The organism is Pseudomonas synxantha BG33R (genome assembly GCF_000263715.2).
Lineage (GTDB): Bacteria > Pseudomonadota > Gammaproteobacteria > Pseudomonadales > Pseudomonadaceae > Aquipseudomonas > Aquipseudomonas synxantha_A.
Genome location: NZ_CM001514.1, coordinates 648,909 through 666,415 on the forward strand (window position 1 = coordinate 648,909; position 17,507 = coordinate 666,415).

Annotated in this window: 12 protein-coding genes and 1 pseudogene; 9 read left to right on the top strand and 4 right to left on the bottom strand. The window is 61.2% G+C overall.

The features are described 5' to 3' along the window. Nucleotides 1-314: 314 nt before the first annotated feature. From PSEBG33_RS24095 to PSEBG33_RS24070, 7 genes and pseudogenes are all read left to right on the top strand, one after another. The gene (locus PSEBG33_RS24095; protein WP_005784258.1) at nucleotides 315-2,618 is read left to right on the top strand and encodes a YgiQ family radical SAM protein; all 2,304 of its coding nucleotides are present in this window, start codon (nucleotides 315-317) and stop codon (nucleotides 2,616-2,618) included. 199 nt (nucleotides 2,619-2,817) lie between these two features. Then, complete coding sequence (locus PSEBG33_RS24090) at nucleotides 2,818-3,738, top strand: hypothetical protein (RefSeq protein WP_005784259.1); 921 nt, start codon at nucleotides 2,818-2,820, stop codon at nucleotides 3,736-3,738. Then, nucleotides 3,735-4,193 carry a hypothetical protein gene (locus tag PSEBG33_RS24085; RefSeq protein ID WP_005784261.1) on the top strand — a complete coding sequence of 153 codons (459 nt, stop codon included), beginning with the start codon at nucleotides 3,735-3,737 and terminating at the stop codon, nucleotides 4,191-4,193. Before PSEBG33_RS24090 ends, PSEBG33_RS24085 begins: the two co-directional genes overlap by 4 nt. Continuing rightward, nucleotides 4,190-4,448: pseudogene (locus tag PSEBG33_RS29650) on the top strand (hypothetical protein). The gene PSEBG33_RS24085 and the pseudogene PSEBG33_RS29650 overlap by 4 nt, the downstream one beginning before the upstream one ends. A 187-nt stretch (nucleotides 4,449-4,635) precedes the next feature. Next, entirely contained in the window at nucleotides 4,636-7,926 is a 3,291-nt protein-coding gene (locus PSEBG33_RS24080; protein WP_005784264.1) for a DUF2126 domain-containing protein, read from the top strand. Between the two features lie 158 nt (nucleotides 7,927-8,084). Beyond that, a complete protein-coding gene (locus PSEBG33_RS24075) occupies nucleotides 8,085-10,571 on the top strand; it encodes a circularly permuted type 2 ATP-grasp protein (protein ID WP_005784267.1) in 2,487 nt (828 codons plus the stop codon). Next, entirely contained in the window at nucleotides 10,571-11,461 is an 891-nt protein-coding gene (locus PSEBG33_RS24070; protein WP_005784269.1) for a transglutaminase family protein, read from the top strand. Before PSEBG33_RS24075 ends, PSEBG33_RS24070 begins: the two co-directional genes overlap by 1 nt. 46 nt (nucleotides 11,462-11,507) lie before the next feature. On the opposite strand, the gene PSEBG33_RS24065 is transcribed toward PSEBG33_RS24070, so the two are convergent. Then, complete coding sequence (locus tag PSEBG33_RS24065) at nucleotides 11,508-11,690, bottom strand: hypothetical protein (RefSeq protein ID WP_005784271.1); 183 nt, start codon at nucleotides 11,688-11,690, stop codon at nucleotides 11,508-11,510. A gap of 332 nt (nucleotides 11,691-12,022) precedes the next feature. Between PSEBG33_RS24065 and azu the strand changes: the two genes are divergently transcribed. Next, on the top strand, nucleotides 12,023-12,469 hold the full coding sequence (gene azu / locus PSEBG33_RS24060; protein ID WP_003188091.1) for an azurin: 447 nt from the start codon (nucleotides 12,023-12,025) through the stop codon (nucleotides 12,467-12,469). 109 nt (nucleotides 12,470-12,578) lie between these two features. Here the strand turns inward: azu and nadE are convergent, their stop codons facing one another. From nadE to PSEBG33_RS24045, 3 genes are all read right to left on the bottom strand, one after another. Then, complete coding sequence (gene nadE / locus PSEBG33_RS24055; protein WP_005784273.1) at nucleotides 12,579-13,406, bottom strand: ammonia-dependent NAD(+) synthetase; 828 nt, start codon at nucleotides 13,404-13,406, stop codon at nucleotides 12,579-12,581. A 3-nt stretch (nucleotides 13,407-13,409) separates the two neighbouring features. Then, nucleotides 13,410-14,624, bottom strand: coding sequence for a nicotinate phosphoribosyltransferase (gene pncB, locus PSEBG33_RS24050; protein ID WP_005784275.1), 1,215 nt, complete (start codon nucleotides 14,622-14,624; stop codon nucleotides 13,410-13,412). A gap of 207 nt (nucleotides 14,625-14,831) precedes the next feature. Beyond that, nucleotides 14,832-15,722, bottom strand: a complete 891-nt coding sequence (locus PSEBG33_RS24045) for a LysR family transcriptional regulator (RefSeq protein ID WP_005784277.1) — start codon at nucleotides 15,720-15,722, stop codon at nucleotides 14,832-14,834. A 153-nt stretch (nucleotides 15,723-15,875) separates the two neighbouring features. Between PSEBG33_RS24045 and PSEBG33_RS24040 the strand changes: the two genes are divergently transcribed. Beyond that, the gene (locus PSEBG33_RS24040) at nucleotides 15,876-17,366 is read left to right on the top strand and encodes an aldehyde dehydrogenase family protein (protein ID WP_005784279.1); all 1,491 of its coding nucleotides are present in this window, start codon (nucleotides 15,876-15,878) and stop codon (nucleotides 17,364-17,366) included. Nucleotides 17,367-17,507 lie beyond the last annotated feature (141 nt).

The following is a 17,507-nucleotide window of genomic DNA, read 5'->3' on the forward strand; positions in this document are numbered from 1 at the left end:
ATGGTGTGTGCTCGGGAAGAGAGCGCTTGGCACAGCAGCGTGGCAGGCGCTCTGTTGAAAAGATTGAGCGACCTTAGGGCGGGCAGTACCAGAAGAAGAGGTGCATAAAGCTGTGCGCTGAAAACGCCTGCGTAGTGCACCCCCAGTGACGACGCGTGATCAGCGCGCCTATGTGGGCCTCGCCCCCAGCAAAACCGGGCTATAAGCGCCGTCGGGCTCGGCGTGGCTAAAAGCCGACCATTGCCGTCGGAATTGGTCAAAATTTGTGCTATATTCCGCGCCCGCGATTTTTCATCTCAACACCGGTCACCGTCATGCAAACAGCCAAGCCGTTATTTGACTATCCCAAGTACTGGGCCGAATGTTTCGGTCCTGCGCCATTCCTGCCGATGAGCAGGGAGGAGATGGATCAGCTTGGCTGGGATTCCTGCGACATCATCATCGTCACCGGAGATGCGTATGTGGATCACCCATCGTTCGGCATGGCGATCATCGGCCGGCTGCTGGAGTCCCAGGGCTTTCGCGTCGGGATCATTGCCCAGCCGAACTGGCAGTCCAAAGACGACTTCATGAAGCTCGGCGAACCGAACCTGTTCTTCGGCGTCGCGGCCGGCAACATGGACTCGATGATCAACCGCTACACCGCCGACAAGAAAATCCGCTCCGACGACGCCTACACCCCAGGCGGCATGGCCGGCAAACGCCCGGACCGCGCCAGCCTGGTGTACAGCCAGCGCTGCAAGGAAGCCTACAAGAACGTGCCGATCGTGCTTGGCGGCATCGAAGCCTCCCTGCGCCGTATCGCCCACTACGACTACTGGCAGGACCGGGTGCGCAACTCGATCCTGATCGACGCCACCGCCGATATCCTGCTGTACGGCAACGCCGAGCGCGCCATTGTCGAAGTCGCCCAGCGCCTGTCGTGGGGCCACAAGATCGAAGACATCACCGACGTGCGCGGCACCGCGTTCATTCGCCGTGACACACCCGCGGGCTGGTACGAAGTGGACTCCACGCGTATCGACCGCCCGGGCAAGGTCGACAAGATCATCAACCCGTACGTCAACACCCAGGACACCCAGGCCTGCGCCATCGAGCAAGAGAAAGGGCCGGTGGATGACCCGGAAGAAGCCAAGGTCGTGCAGATCCTGGCCAGCCCGCGCATGACCCGCGACAAGACTGTGATCCGCCTGCCGTCGGTGGAAAAAGTCCGCGGTGACGCGGTGCTCTACGCCCACGCCAACCGCGTGCTGCACCTGGAAACCAACCCGGGCAACGCCCGCGCCCTGGTGCAGAAACATGGTGACGTGGACGTTTGGTTCAACCCGCCGCCCATCCCCATGACCACCGAAGAAATGGACTACGTGTTCGGTATGCCTTATGCCCGCGTACCGCACCCTGCGTATGGCAACGAGAAAATCCCGGCCTACGACATGATCCGCTTCTCGGTAAACATCATGCGTGGCTGCTTCGGCGGCTGCACCTTCTGCTCGATCACCGAGCACGAAGGCCGCATCATCCAGAACCGTTCCGAAGAGTCGATCATTCGCGAAATCGAAGAGATCCGCGACAAGGTGCCGGGCTTTACCGGGGTGATCTCCGACCTCGGCGGGCCGACCGCGAACATGTACCGCATTGCCTGCAAGAGCCCGGAAATCGAATCCGCGTGCCGCAAGCCGTCGTGCGTGTTCCCTGGCATCTGCCCGAACCTGAATACCGACCACTCGTCGCTGATCCAGCTGTACCGCAGCGCCCGTGCATTGCCGGGGGTGAAGAAGATTTTGATTGCTTCCGGCCTGCGCTACGACCTGGCCGTCGAGTCGCCTGAGTACGTGAAAGAGCTGGTGACCCATCACGTGGGTGGCTACCTGAAGATCGCCCCGGAACACACCGAGGAAGGCCCGCTCAACCAAATGATGAAACCGGGCATCGGCAGCTATGACAAGTTCAAGCGCATGTTCGAGAAGTACACCAAGGAAGCGGGCAAGGAGCAGTACCTGATCCCGTACTTCATCGCCGCCCACCCGGGCACCACCGATGAAGACATGATGAACCTGGCCCTGTGGCTCAAGGGCAACGGCTTCCGTGCCGATCAGGTGCAGGCGTTCTACCCGTCGCCGATGGCCACCGCCACCGCGATGTACCACTCGGGCAAGAACCCGCTGCGCAAGGTCACCTACAAGAGCGACGCGGTGACCATCGTCAAGAGCGAAGAACAGCGCCGTCTGCACAAGGCGTTCCTGCGCTATCACGACCCCAAAGGCTGGCCAATGTTGCGTGAAGCACTGACGCGCATGGGCCGCGCCGACCTGATCGGACCGGGTAAAGACCAGTTGATCCCGCTGCACCAGCCGGCCACCGACAGCTACCAGAGCGCCCGTCGCAAGAACTCGACGCCGGCCGGCAGCCACAAGGTCGCCAAGGAAACCACCACCAGGATCCTCACCCAGCACACCGGCCTGCCGCCCCGTGGCAGCGACGGCAGCAACCCGTGGGACAAGCGTGAGCAAGCCAAGGCGGCTGCTCAGGCGCGTAACAAGCAGGCCGCCAAAGAGCGTGCCGATGCGGCCAAGGGCAAGGGCGGCAAGCCTGCGCGCAAGCCGGTAGTGCCGCGTTGATCATCGCTTGAATATGCAGAACGCCAGCCTCGTGCTGGCGTTTTGCTTTCTGGTCGAGGGGGAGCCTGTTTGGTAAGGTGGCGTCCATTAGATTGCTATCGCAGGCAAGCCAGCTCCCACACTTGGAATGCATTCCCCAGTGGGAGCTTGCCTGCTATGAGGCCGGTCTGGGCACTATCAATTTCAAGGAAGAACACTTATGGGCAACCCCTTGCTCAACATTGGCATGGACTCCAACCGCTCCCAGTTCATGGCGCGCCAGCGCATTGAGAGCCAGATCAACCTGCCGCGCCTGTTTGCGGCCATCGACGCCGATCCAGGTATCGTTGGCGCAGGCGTCGTATACATCGACGCCGACTTCAACGTCATTACCCTGCGCGAATTCAAGCCCATCTGCAGCATCAAGCCCAAGCGCATCATTTTGCGTGAAGCGCAGAAGTACATTGCGCCAACGCAGTTTGCTCAACATGTCGTGAGCAATCCTCGAGAATCGCGACTGATTGGCGAAGCCGTGAATACCGGAGTCTCCTGCTTTGGGGCTGTCATCAGTTGGGCTGCGATCGCCAGTGGAACAATTCTGGTGCCTTTCAGTGCCGGCGCCAGTTCCGTCATCGTTGTGGTGGGGTATGCGGCTGCCGGCGCAAGTTCGCTTCAGTGTTTCAACGGCATTGCCCGGACAGCGCTGGAGGTCGCCAAGCCTGAGGTAAAGGATTGGCTCGACAGTGAGGGCTGGTACCAGAATGCTTCCATTGTGCTGGACGCAGTATCCCTGGCAGGCGTGGGCGCCTCGGCCCTGACGACGGTCAAGCTGGTTAGGGCCGCCACTGCATCGACGGGCAAGAGCCTGCGTGAAGTGCTTCGCGGTTTGAATCGCCAGGAAAGAGCCAAGCTGACGAAAGAGCTACTCAGCATCAACCATCCCAGCTTGACTGCGAAGATGCTCAAATTGAAGCAGGCGTCGGGTGAGCTCACCAAGCGTTTCACCCCTACGCAGCTCAAGCACAGCACCACTACCCAGATCAAAGACGTCCTGGGCGCAAGCATAGGGTTTGGCGGGAGTGCGTACTCCGGAAACGTCAATACCATAGCGATAGGGTTGTACGAGGAAATAAACGAATGAACGAGTTAATGACGCTACGCGACTTTTTCAGGCAATACTTTCTGACGTTTATGGGCGGCGTATTTGCTGCGTGTTTTTCTTTGGCATTGGCTGTGGCGCTGACGTTCGTCACCTATTTTCGTGATGTGCCGCTGGCTCAAGTGGGGCTCAAGATCATGTTGGTCGGGGCGCTGCTCATTCTGTTGACGGTCCATAGCAACTTTATGATGTTGCGGGGCCGACCCTCCTGGGTGTGGGTAATGGTCGGTATCTACGTCGCCTGTCTACTGTTTGTCGTTCCGATGGTTCAATTCCGGCCTCACAAAGTTCTTTATGGGTTGGCGCTGTTATTCCCATTGCTCGGATTATTGACACTCAATAGCAAGGTTCAACGAGAGATGCGCACGAAACTCGTGGAAATCCGTCGCATTCGGCAGTCTGTCAAATCAACCGTCAGATCGAGTAGTCGCATGTGAAGGAGCCGCCTTCGATAAACAGATTCCTGGCGCGTCATTTCCCCGTATTCATGGGGACGATTTTCATGGCGATCTTCTCCGGCTCAGCTGTGGTTTCCATGGCTGGCGTGACCTGTTTGCGCGGTGTTGATTGTACTCTTTCCGCTGTTGGGGTTACTGCTGCTCAACAGCAAACGCCACCGCGAAATGCGCAAAAAACTGTCCGAGATACGCCATCTGCGCCAAGCCGCAATCGCAAAGCGCAAAGCCCGTTGATTGAGTAGATTCACCACCCATCCTCACACTGGCGCCACAAATGTGTGCAGCCCTTGCACCGTGGCACGTACGTTGGCGCCGTTTTGGTGCTGTACTGCACCGGGTCATACGATAAAGCGCAATGACGGCCGCTCTGGCATAAGTCTTGCGCGCTTTGTGTTCATGCCCTGGCTCGCAGGAGGCCGCCGTGTCGATTCATGTCGCGTTGCACCACGTTACGCATTACCGCTACGACCGTGCTGTTGAACTCGGCCCACAGATCGTTCGGCTACGCCCGGCGGCCCATAGCCGTACGCGGATTTTGTCCTACGCGCTGAAAGTGCTGCCGGAGCAGCATTTCATCAACTGGCAGCAAGACCCTCAGGGTAATTACCTGGCGCGCCTGGTATTCCCGGAAAAGACTGACGAGTTGCGCGTCGAAGTCGACTTAGTCGCCGAGATGGCGGTGTTCAATCCGTTCGATTTTTTCCTGGAGCCCTACGCCGAAAAAATCCCGTTCAGCTACGCCGCCGATGAGCAGCGCGAGCTGGCGCCGTATCTGGAAACCTTGCCGCTGACGCCAAGGTTTGCCGCCTACCTGGCCGGTATTGACCGCACACCCTTGCCCGCGGTGGATTTCCTGGTTGGGCTGAACCAACGCCTGGCCGCCGATATCGGCTACCTGATCCGCATGGAACCGGGCGTGCAAACCCCGGAGTTCACCCTGGAAAACGCGTCCGGCTCCTGCCGCGACTCGGCCTGGCTGTTGGTGCAATTGCTGCGCAACCTCGGCTTGGCGGCGCGATTTGTCTCTGGTTATCTGATTCAGCTCACCGCTGACGTCAAAGCCCTCGACGGCCCCTCCGGTACCGAGGTGGACTTCACCGACCTGCACGCCTGGTGCGAAGTGTATTTGCCCGGCGCTGGCTGGATTGGCCTGGATGCCACGTCCGGGTTGTTCGCCGGTGAAGGGCATATCCCCTTGGCCTGTAGTCCCGACCCATCCTCCGCTGCACCGATCAGTGGGTTGGTGGAACCGTGCGAATGCGAATTCACCCACGAGATGTCGGTGGAGCGCATCTGGGAAGCGCCACGGGTGACCAAGCCCTACACCGAAGAACAATGGCTGGCGATCCAGGCCCTGGGCCGGCAGATCGATGGCGATCTGCTCAAGGACGACGTACGCCTGACCATGGGCGGCGAGCCGACCTTCGTTTCTATCGACGACCCCGACGGCGCCGAGTGGAACACCGCAGCCCTGGGGCCGGACAAGCGTCGCCTGTCGGCCGAGCTGTTCCAGCGCCTGCGCCAGCACTATGCGCCCAAGGGCCTGGTGCATTTCGGCCAAGGCAAGTGGTACCCCGGCGAGCAACTGCCGCGCTGGTCGCTCAATTGCTACTGGCGCCGCGACGGCGTGCCGATCTGGCACAACAGTGCACTGGTCGCCGATGAGCAAGAAGACTACGGCGCCGATGGGGTGATGGCCGGGCGTTTCCTGGCCAGCGTCGCCGAGCGCCTGAAACTGCCGGCGCGCTTTGTGTTCCCTGCGTTCGAGGACAATTTCTACTACCTGTGGCGCGAAGGGGCGCTGCCCCAGAACGTCACCGCCCAAGACCCGCGCCTGAGCGACGACCTGGAGCGTGAGCGCCTGCGCAAAGTGTTCAGCCAGGGCCTGGATAAAGTCATCGGCCAAGTGCTGCCGCTGGCACGGACTGCGGCCAATGACCGCTGGCAGAGTGGGCGTTGGTACCTGCGCGATAACCACTGCCGCCTGGTGCCGGGTGATTCGCCGCTGGGTTACCGGCTGCCGTTGGCTTCCCAGCCCTGGGTGACGGCGGCAGAGTATCCGTTCGTGCACCCGACCGACCCGAACCAGGACCAGCCCGGGCTTCCCACGGCGGAGCAACTGCGCAGCCCTGGCGAGCCGGCCCGGAGTGACGAGCGTGTGCCGCAGGTGGATGAGTCCGCCGACTGGCTGACCCGTACCGCGCTGTGCGCCGAAGCACGGGAAGGGCGCCTGTACCTGTTTATGCCGCCGCTGGAGCGCGTCGAGGATTACCTGGAGCTGGTGACTGCCATTGAGGCCACCGCCCAAGAGCTGCATTGCCCGGTACTGCTGGAGGGCTACGAGCCGCCAGCGGATACGCGCCTGAGCAATTTCCGGGTCACGCCAGATCCTGGTGTCATCGAGGTCAACGTACAGCCGTCCGCCACCTGGGACGAGTTGGTGGAACGCACCGAATTCCTCTACGAAGAGGCCCGGCAAACCCGCCTGACCACCGAGAAGTTCATGATCGATGGGCGCCATACCGGCACCGGTGGCGGTAACCACTTCGTGCTGGGCGGCGCGACGCCCAAGGACTCGCCCTTCCTGCGCCGGCCGGACCTGCTGCGCAGCCTGATCAGCTACTGGCACAACCACCCGTCGTTGTCCTATTTGTTCTCCGGCCTGTTTATCGGCCCCACCTCCCAGGCGCCCAGGGTGGATGAGGCGCGCAACGATGCGCTGTATGAACTGGAAATCGCCTTCGCGCAGATGCCGGCACCGGGCGAGGAGTGCCCGCCGTGGTTAGTGGATCGCCTGTTGCGCAACCTGCTGATCGACGTGACGGGTAATACCCATCGCGCCGAATTCTGTATCGACAAACTCTACTCACCGGACGGCGCCACGGGCCGCCTGGGCCTGCTGGAGTTGCGCGCTTTCGAAATGCCACCCCATGCGCGCATGAGCCTGACTCAGCAATTGCTGCTGCGCGCGCTGGTCGCACGGTTCTGGCGCGAACCTTATGCGCCGCCGAAGCTGGCGCGTTGGGGCACTGAGTTGCACGACCGCTTCCTGTTGCCGCACTTTATCGAGCAGGACTTTGCTGACGTGATCGTCGAGCTGAACGCGGCCGGCTACCCGCTGCGTGCCGAATGGTTCGCGCCGCACTTGGAATTCCGCTTCCCCAAGGTGGGCGACTACGCCGTCAGCGGTATCGAACTGGAACTGCGCCAGGCCCTGGAGCCTTGGCATGTGTTGGGCGAGGAGGGCGCGGTAGGCGGCACGGTACGTTATGTGGATTCGTCTCTGGAGCGCCTGCAAGTCAAGTTGACTGGCCTGCCGGCGCAGCGCTATCTGCTGACCTGCAACGGCATACCCGTGCCGCTGCAACCGACCGGTCGGGTGGGAGAGTTTGTTGCCGGTGTGCGTTACCGCGCCTGGCAACCGGCCAACTGCCTGCAACCGACCATTGCAGTCCATGCGCCGTTGGTGTTCGACCTGCTCGACACCTGGATGCAGCGCTCGCTGGGTGGCTGCCAATACCATGTGGCGCATCCGGGCGGGCGCAATTACGACAGCTTGCCGGTGAATGCCAATGAGGCGGAAAGCCGGCGCATGGCGCGGTTTTTCCGCTTGGGGCATAGCCCTGGCAAGCTTGTGGTGCCGACTGTAGTGGTGAACGGTGAATTGCCAATGACCCTGGATTTGCGGCGTTTTACAAAAAATAAGGAATGAACATTATCCAAGTGTGGGAGCTGGCTTGCCTGCGATAGCGGTGGTTCAGTCGATAGTTCTGGTGACTGACACACCGCTATCGCAGGCAAGTCAGCTCCCACATTGGATCGTAGTGAATTTGAGTTAACCTGACTTCCCTTGCCTCTGCCGAGCGTTCCATGTCCGACTTGCTCGACCGTTACCCGTTGACCGCGGGCACCTATCACGAACTGCTGGACGCCGGCGGCGCGGTGCGTGCCCATTGGCAGCGCTTGCTCGACCATCTGCAACGCAGTACGCCCGCACAACTGGCCCAGCGCCAGGCGTTGCTGACGCGGCAGATCCAGGAAAACGGCGTGACCTATAACGTCTACGCCGACCCCAAGGGCGCTGATCGCCCGTGGGAGCTGGACCTGCTGCCCCATGTGCTGGCCGCCGATGAGTGGCAGCAACTGTCGGCCGGCATCGCCCAGCGTGCGCGACTGCTCAATGCGGTGCTGGCCGACCTGTATGGCCCGCAGCGCCTGATCAAGGAAGGCTTGCTGCCGGCCGAACTGGTGTTCGGGCATAACAATTTCCTGTGGCCGTGCCAGGGCATCCAGCCGCCCGACGGTGCGTTCCTGCATCTGTACGCGGTCGACCTGGCGCGCACGCCGGATGGCCGCTGGTGGGTCACCGCCGACCGCACCCAAGCCCCGTCGGGCGCCGGCTACGCCCTGGAAAACCGCACCATCGTGTCTCGCGCCTTCCCGGATCTGTACCGTGATTTGCAGGTGCAGCACCTCACCGGTTTTTTTCGCACCTTGCAGGAAACCCTGGCCCGCCAGGCGCCCGGCGATGACCAGCCGCCACTGATCGTGCTGCTCACGCCGGGGCGTTTCAACGAAAGCTATTTCGAACATCTGTATCTCGCCCGTCAGCTCGGCTACCCACTGGTAGAAGGCGGCGACCTTACCGTGCGCGACAGCACGGTGTTCCTGAAAACCCTCAGCGGTCTGCGCCGGGTCCACGCGATCATGCGCCGCCTGGATGACGATTTCTGCGACCCTCTGGAGCTGCGTACCGACTCGGCCCTGGGCGTGCCCGGCCTGCTTGACGCCGTGCGCCAAGGCAATGTGCTGGTGGCCAATGCCTTGGGCAGCGGCGTGCTGGAGTCGCCGGGCTTGTTGGGGTTCCTGCCGAAGATCAACGAGTTCCTGTTCGGTGAAGCGCTGATCCTGCCGTCGATTGCCACCTGGTGGTGCGGTGAGGCACCGGTGCTGGCCGAGGCACTGGGCAAGCTCCCGGAACTGTTGATCAAGCCGGCGTTTCCTTCGCAAAGTTTCGCCCCGGTGTTCGGTCGTGATTTGAATGAACAACAACGCCAGGCCCTGGCCGAGCGGATGCGCGCGCGGCCTTACGCCTATGTCGCCCAGGAGCTGGCGCAGTTGTCCCAGGCGCCGGTGTGGCATACCGAAGAAGATCATCTGCAACACCGCGCCATCGGGATGCGTGTGTACGCGGTAGCCAGCGATGAGGGGTATCGCGTGCTGCCCGGTGGCCTGACCCGTGTGGCCGCCGACGCCGATGCCGAAGTGGTGTCGATGCAACGCGGCGGTGCGAGCAAGGACACATGGGTGCTCGGCGAGCGCGCCAGCGCTGGTGAACAGTGGCGTGCCCAGCGCGCCATTGGCGTCCATGATCTGGTGCGCCGCGACCCGTATCTGCCGTCGCGGGTGGTGGAAAACCTGTTCTGGTTTGGCCGTTATTGCGAACGCTGCGATGACAGTGCGCGCTGGCTGCGCATTGTGCTGGCGCGTTATGTCGACGGCGACGATCCGTTGGCATTGCAGGCGGCGGTCGAACTTGGAGAAAGCCTGCGCCTGTTGCCGGAGGAGGGCGAGCTACCGGAGCGTCTGCTCGCGGCCTTGCTCGGTGATGACTGGCCCTCAAGCCTGCGCGCCAATTTGCAGCGCTTGCAGTGGGCAGCGTCCCAGGTGCGCGGCAAGCTGTCGCGGGAAAACTGGCAGGCCCTGGTGGAGCTGCAACGCGAAGCCATGGAGCTGGAAAGCCAAGCCCCGGACTTCGGCGAGCTGCTGGATTTTCTCAACCGTTTGGTGATGTCTTTGGCGGCGCTGTCCGGGTTTGCCCTGGATGATATGACCCGCGATGAAGGCTGGCGCTTTTTGATGATGGGCCGGCGCATTGAGCGTCTGCAATTTCTCAGTACCAGCCTGGCAGCGTTTCTGCGCGGTGTGGCGGTGTTCGATCAGGCGGGGCTGGAGTGGTTGCTGGAGCTGGGCAACAGCAGCATCACCTATCGCTCGCGCTACCTGGCGGTGCCGCAGCTGATCCCGGTGCTCGACCTGTTGTTGCTCGATGAGCAGAACCCCCATGCGGTGCTGTTCCAGCTCAAACTGGTGAGCCGCACCGTGCGTCGGCTCAATGATGATTTTGGGGTGCCCAGGGAAACCGGCCTCGCGCCGTTGGTGGAGCGCCTGGGGCGCTTTGACCTGGGGTGCCTTGAAAACCCGTTGTTTGGCGAGCCCAGCGTGCGTGCCGCGCTGGATGGCCTGGCCGACCTGCTGCAAGCGGTCGCCGATGAGAGCGGGCAAGTGTCGGATCGCCTGGCGCTGCGCCATTTTGCCCATGTGGATGATGTCAGCCAGCAAACGGTGTCGGTGTGATGAGTGCGCGCTATCAGATTTTTCACGATACCCATTACCACTACGACAGCCCGGTGTCCCTGGCCCAGCAGCTGGCGCATCTGTGGCCACGGCCGTGTACGTGGCAGCGTTGCACCTGGCAAACCCTGGACATCAGCCCGCCGCCTTCTTCACGCCGCGATGAGCTGGACGTGTTTGGCAACCCGATCACGCGCCTGGCGTTCGAGCGGCCTCATGATGAGCTGCTGGTCAATGCCGGGTTGACCGTGGAAGTGCTGGCGCGACCCGCGCTGGACCTAGGGCAATCGCCGGCGTGGGACCGCACCCGTGACAGTTTTACCTACAGCAGCCAGGCGCTGTCGATGGAGGTGATTGAAGCCTGCCGCTATCGCTTCGAATCGCCGTACGTGCATCTGAAAAAAACCTTCGTCGAGTTCTCTGAAAGCTGCTTCCCGCCTGGCGAGCCGTTGTTGGTCGGCGTGCAGGCGTTGATGCAAAAGATTTTCAGCGAATTCACCTTTGATGCCGAAGCCACTCAGGTCGCCACGCCGCTGGTGGAGGTGCTGGAGCGTCGTCGCGGCGTGTGCCAGGACTTCGCCCACCTGATGCTCGCCTGCCTGCGCTCACGGGGCCTGGCGGCGCGCTACATCAGCGGCTACCTGCTGACCCAGCCACCGCCCGGCCAGCCACGGCTGATCGGCGCCGATGCGTCCCATGCGTGGGTCTCGGTATTCTGCCCGCGGTTGGGCTGGGTGGATTTCGATCCGACCAACAATGTGCAGCCGGCACTGGAGCACATCACCCTGGCCTGGGGCCGGGATTTCTCCGATGTGTCGCCGTTGCGTGGGGTGATTCTGGGGGGAGGGAGCCATGACCCGGAGGTGCGGGTGACGGTGATGCCGCTGGAGTAGCGGTGGGTTGGGGGGAACAGGGAGGGCCTGCTCACCCCAACAAAATTTATTCAGCCGGGTCTTTCGGGGTTTCGGTCTCGTCAGTTGCTGCTTCACCTTCCGCATCCGGGTTCAGCGCGCCGGCTTCTTCGTCTGCAGCGGCTTTCTTGCGTTGCAGCTTTTCCTCTTTCTTCTGTTCCTTTGCCAAGTCTCTCTGACGTTTGGCGAAGGAGTAATTAGGTTTGGCCATGGGCGATCCTCTAGGGTCGAAGGTGAGGGTAGGCGGCGCGTAGCTGCCTTGGGTCGTCATGGTAGCAGCTTCAGGGTGCCCTTTGCTTTCACTTACCGCAGGCGTAGGCGGCCAGCAGGCCGTTGAACAGGTGGTTGAGGTGCATGGCATGAACTCCCGTGAGTGATGGGGCGATCATAGGCAGGGTGCGGCAGTTTGGCTGGTTGATTGTGTTGATCAACCTGATAGCCTAAAGTTGTATACAATCTGTTGATGCAGATCATAAGAAACTAAGCCTGCTTGAGGCACCCTTGTCGCAATACGCGTTTTCTAACCCTGCCCTGGAGATTCACATGTTCGCCAAACTCGTTGCTGTTTCCCTGCTGACTCTGGCTAGCGGCCAGTTGCTTGCTGCAGAGTGCAAGGTCACTGTCGACTCCACCGACCAGATGTCTTTCAATACCAAAGAAATCACCATCGACAAGAGCTGCAAGCAGTTCACCGTTGAGCTGACTCACTCGGGCAACCTGCCCAAGAACGTGATGGGGCATAACTGGGTGCTGACCACTGAAGCCAACATGCAGCCTGTGGCTACTGACGGTATGGCTGCAGGTATCGATAAGGATTATCTGAAAGCCGGTGATGAGCGCATCATCGCCCACACCAAGATCATTGGTGCTGGCGAGAAAGACTCGGTGACCTTCGACGTCTCCAAGCTCAAAGCCGATGAGAAGTACAGCTTCTTCTGCTCGTTCCCTGGCCACATCTCGATGATGAAAGGTGCCGTGGTCCTGAAGTAACACCGCGTTATCGTTCATCGCAGGCAAGCCAGCTCCCACATTCGACCACATTCTCATGTTGGAACTCGGTCAAGTGTGGGAGCTGGCTTGCCTGCGATGGCGGTCTACCTCAAGGCGCAAACGGCATCACCCGCTTGTGCTCAGTCTTGCGATACGTCTCGCAGATAATCCTGAACGCCTCCTCACGCACCGGCTCACCGTGCAGGAACGCATCAATCTCTGCATAGGTCACGCCATGTGACGCTTCGTCCGGCTTGCCCGGCGACAAGTCTTCCAGGTCCGCCGTCGGGATCTTTTCTACCAGTGACTCGGGCGCACCAAAATGCCGGGCAATCGCTCGCACCTGGTTTTTCACCAGCCCGCTCAATGGCGCCAGATCGCAGGCACCATCACCGAACTTGGTGAAAAAGCCCATCACCGCTTCCGCCGCATGGTCGGTACCAATCACCAGGCCACTGGCCGCGCCGGCGATGGTGTACTGCGCCACCATGCGCATACGCGCCTTGGTGTTGCCCAGTACGAAGTCGCGGGACACCGCCGCCTTGCCTTCAAACGCTGCGACTTCATTGGCCAGGGCTTTGACCGCCGGGCCGATGTTGACGGTGTGGCGCTCGTCCGGCTCGATGAAGTCCACCGAAGCCTGGGCTTCGTGTTCGTCGAACTGGGTTTCATAGGGCAGGCGCACGGCGATAAAACGATAAGCCTCATCGCCACTGCTGGCGCGCAGTTCCTGCACGGCACGTTGGGCCAACAGGCCTGCGGTCAGGGAGTCGACGCCGCCGCTGATGCCCAGCACCAGGGCCTTGAGCCCGGAATTGCGCAGGCAGTCCTGGATAAAGGCTACGCGCCTGGCGACTTCTGCCTCCAGTGCGGCCTGGTCTTTGAACGGCGCTTGCACCTTGAGCTGCTGCGCAATCTCACGCTGTACGGCTTGCATGCTTCACTCCTTGCTGGATAGGGCAGGTACTTTGAAAACGTGACGCAAATAGGCGACAAAGTTGGGGTCGGTGCAATGGGTCTTGCCCGCTTCATCGGAAATCTTGGCGACGGGCTGGCCATTGCAGGCGGTCATTTTAAGCACGATGCTCATCGGTTCCACCCCCGGAATGTCGCAGGTGAGGTTGGTGCCGATACCAAAGCTCACATTGATCCGACCCCGCAACGCGCGGAATATTTCCAACGCCTTGGGCAGCGTCAGACTGTCGGAGAACACCAGGGTCTTGCTCATCGGTTCGATGCCCAGCTTGTGGTAGTGAGCGATGGCTTTTTCCGCCCACTGAATCGGATCACCGGAGTCGTGGCGCAGGCCGTCGAACAGCTTGGCAAAGTACAAGTCGAAGTCGCCGAGGAAGGCGTCAGTGGTGATGCAATCGGTCAGGGCAATGCCCAGCAGGCCACGGTATTCGCGCACCCAGCAATCCAGGGCGGCGATCTGGCTGTCGATCAGGCGTGGGCCCAGTTGCTGGTGGGCCATGATCCATTCGTGGGCCATGGTGCCCAGCGGCTTCATATCGAACTCGCGAGCCAGGTGCACGTTGCTGGTGCCGACAAAGCGCCCTGGGAAGTCGTGTTTGAGCACGCTGACCACTTCTTCCTGCACGCGGTACGAGAAGCGGCGGCGCGTGCCGAAGTCGGCCACTTGCAGTTCCGAGAGTTCATCGCTGGCGGCATTGGCCGTCAGCCAATCGAACTTGCGATACAGCTGTTCGCGGGCCTGTTCGAGGATCACGGTCTGGTAGCGATAGCGGTTACGCACTTCGCTGACGATGGCCAGCATCGGCACTTCAAACAGGATCACATGCAGCCACGGTCCGCGCAGGCGGATAAACAACTCGCCGTTCTCGATACCGGTCTGCACATAGCGCAGGTTGAAACGGAACAGCCCGAGGAAGCGCAAAAAATCCGGCTTCATAAAGCTGATGCGTTCCAGAAAGCCCAGTTGATCGGGGCTCAGGCTCAATTCGGCGAGGCGTTCGATCTGGTAACGGATCTCCGCCAGGTACGGGCGCAGGTCTTCGCTGTTGCGGCAACGGAACTCCCATTCAACTTCCACATTGGGGTAGTTGTGCAGCACCGCCTGCATCATGGTCAGCTTGTAGAAGTCGGTGTCGAGCAGGTTCTGCACGATGCGATCGGCAAACACACTCTCGCTCATAACGGGAATCTCCAGACGGCTCGGCGATGGGCGCCGGCCTTTACGCACAATTAAGGAAGGGGGCTAGTGGCGCATAGACCTGTGGGGTTTTGCCAGTGATTTTTTCAGTAAGGCCAGAGGCGCCATCGCAGGCAAGCCAGCTCCCACATTTGAAATGCATTCCAAACGGTGGGAGCTGGCTTGCCTGCGATGGCGATTCTCCAGGCGCTAAAGCACCTGCTCCATCATCCACTTCACAAATTCGCGCACCTTCGGCACCTCCGCCGAATGCTCAGGATAAGCCAGGTAATACGCATCCTGGCTCGGCATCGCATGTTGCCAGGGAATCACCAGCTTGCCCTCGGCCAATTCCTCTTCCACCAGAAAGCGCGGCAACAGCGCCACGCCACAACCCACCTGCGCGGCCCGAATACACATATAAAAAGTGTCGAACCGCGGCCCGTGGTAGCTGTGTTCGGTGTGGAAGCCCTGGCTGGCGAACCAGTCATGCCAGCCCTGGGGTCGCGAGGCGTTTTGCAGCAACACCAGGTCGCTCAGTTGCGTGGGGTCGGTGAAAGGCTGCGCCGGCAGGCTCTCCGGCGCGCATACCGGCACCAGCTCTTCACTGAACAGCTTCAGGCTCTCAGTACCCGGGCGAGCGCCCTGGCCGAAATAGAACGCCATGTCCGCCTTGCCTTGCAGCAGCTCGTCCGGCTGCTGTTCGTTGCACAGGTCCAGGTGGATCTGCGGGTGACGCAGGCGCCAACCCTTGAGGCGCGGCACCAGCCAGCGCGCGCCGAAGGTATAGGGCGTGGACACGCGCAGCACCTCGGTCTCGCCGCCGTAGGAGCGCAGGTAATGGGTAGACATCTCCACCTGTGTGAGGATCTTGCGCACTTCCACCAGGTACAGGTCGCCCGCCGGGGTCATCTGCAAGCGGCGGCGCACTCTGCGAAACAGCAGGTGCTGCAACAACTCTTCCAACTGCGCCACCTGTTTGCTCACGGCGCTTTGTGTGAGGTTCAGCTCTTCGGCGGCGCGGGTGAAGCTCAGGTGGCGGGTGGCGGCTTCGAAGCACTGCAGGGCGGTGATCGACGGCAAATGTCTTTTGTTCAGCACGGCTTGCCTCTTTTTATTCTTTGCATGAATAAACGGAATGATATCTCGCCTAATCGTCGTTTGTTGGCAAGTCTTGGGCCAGCTACAAATAGGGCCAGGATCGCCGTGCGTATTGCGGCGCGAATTTTTGTATGCAGATTGAAGGAGTGACCCATGGTTGCCGCATTGCTTGATCGTCTCGGGGTAAACCCGGCGCTGTACCAGGCGGGCAAACAGCCCGTGCATTCGCCGATTGATGGCAGCCGTATCGGCAGTGTGCACTGGGAAGGCGCCGCCGAGGTGGAGCAACAGGTCAGTCGTGCCGAGCATGCATTTGAGGCTTGGCGCAAAGTGCCGGCGCCGCGGCGTGGCGAGCTGGTGCGCCAGTTTGGCGACGTACTGCGCCAATACAAGGCCGACCTCGGCGAGCTGGTCTCCTGGGAAGCCGGCAAGATCACTCAGGAAGGCTTGGGTGAAGTCCAGGAAATGATCGACATCTGCGACTTCGCCGTGGGCCTGTCCCGACAGTTGTACGGCTTGACCATCGCCTCCGAGCGCCCAGGCCACCATATGCGTGAAACCTGGCACCCGCTGGGCGTGGTCGGGGTGATCAGCGCCTTCAACTTCCCGGTGGCCGTATGGGCCTGGAACACCGCGCTGGCATTGGTGTGCGGCAACGCAGTGATCTGGAAACCCTCTGAAAAGACCCCGCTCACCGCCCTGGCGTGCCAGGCGCTGTTCGAGCGTGTATTGAGCAAGTTTGATGATGCTCCCGAGTACCTGAGCCAGGTGATCATCGGCGGCCGCGACGCCGGCGCCGCGCTGGTGGACGATCCGCGTGTGGCCCTGATCAGTGCCACCGGCAGCACGCGCATGGGCCGCGAAGTGGCGCCGAAAGTCGCGGCGCGCTTCGCCCGTAGCATTCTTGAACTGGGTGGCAACAACGCGATGATCCTCGGCCCAAGCGCCGACCTGGACATGGCCGTGCGCGCCATCCTGTTCAGCGCCGTCGGCACTGCCGGCCAACGCTGCACCACCTTGCGCCGGCTGATCGCCCATGAATCGGTCAAGGAGGACATCGTCACCCGCCTCAAGGCTGCCTACTCCAAGGTGCGCATCGGCCACCCGCTGGAAGGCAACCTGATCGGCCCGCTGATCGACAAGCAGGGTTTTGACAACATGCAGGACGCCCTGGAGCAAGCCTTGAGCGAAGGCGGCAAGGTGTTCGGCGGCAAGCGCCAACTGCAAGACACATTCCCCAACGCTTACTACGTCTCGCCGGCAATTGTGGAAATGCCCGAGCAAAGCGACGTGGTGTGTACGGAAACCTTCGCGCCGATTCTCTACGTGGTCGGCTACACCGACTTCGCCGAAGCCCTGCGCTTGAACAACTCGGTGCCACAGGGGCTGTCGTCATGCATCTTCACCACGGATGTGCGTGAAGCCGAGCAATTCATGTCGGCGGTGGGCAGTGATTGCGGGATTGCCAACGTCAATATCGGCCCGAGCGGCGCGGAGATCGGGGGGGCCTTTGGCGGTGAAAAAGAGACTGGCGGCGGGAGAGAGTCGGGGTCGGATGCGTGGCGCGGGTATATGCGCCGCCAGACCAATACCGTGAACTACTCGCTGGAATTGCCTCTGGCCCAAGGCATTACCTTCGACTGAGCCCACGCGTCGAAGTGAGATCAAAATGTGGGAGGGGGCTTGCTCCCGATAGCAGTGTTTCAGTCAGCAAATCTGTAGCTGACCCACCGCTATCGGGAGCAAGCCCCCTCCCACATTTGATCAGATTTTCAATTCTGAAAA

Coding starts and splice junctions, on each gene's coding strand:
- pncB (WP_005784275.1), bottom strand. CDS start 14,624: ATGAGCGAGAGTGTGTTTGCCGATCGCATCGTGCAGAACCTGCTCGAC.
- PSEBG33_RS24085 (WP_005784261.1), top strand. CDS start 3,735: ATGAACGAGTTAATGACGCTACGCGACTTTTTCAGGCAATACTTTCTG.
- azu (WP_003188091.1), top strand. CDS start 12,023: ATGTTCGCCAAACTCGTTGCTGTTTCCCTGCTGACTCTGGCTAGCGGC.
- nadE (WP_005784273.1), bottom strand. CDS start 13,406: ATGCAAGCCGTACAGCGTGAGATTGCGCAGCAGCTCAAGGTGCAAGCG.
- PSEBG33_RS24070 (WP_005784269.1), top strand. CDS start 10,571: ATGAGTGCGCGCTATCAGATTTTTCACGATACCCATTACCACTACGAC.
- PSEBG33_RS24090 (WP_005784259.1), top strand. CDS start 2,818: ATGGGCAACCCCTTGCTCAACATTGGCATGGACTCCAACCGCTCCCAG.
- PSEBG33_RS24095 (WP_005784258.1), top strand. CDS start 315: ATGCAAACAGCCAAGCCGTTATTTGACTATCCCAAGTACTGGGCCGAA.
- PSEBG33_RS24075 (WP_005784267.1), top strand. CDS start 8,085: ATGTCCGACTTGCTCGACCGTTACCCGTTGACCGCGGGCACCTATCAC.
- PSEBG33_RS24040 (WP_005784279.1), top strand. CDS start 15,876: ATGGTTGCCGCATTGCTTGATCGTCTCGGGGTAAACCCGGCGCTGTAC.
- PSEBG33_RS24065 (WP_005784271.1), bottom strand. CDS start 11,690: ATGGCCAAACCTAATTACTCCTTCGCCAAACGTCAGAGAGACTTGGCA.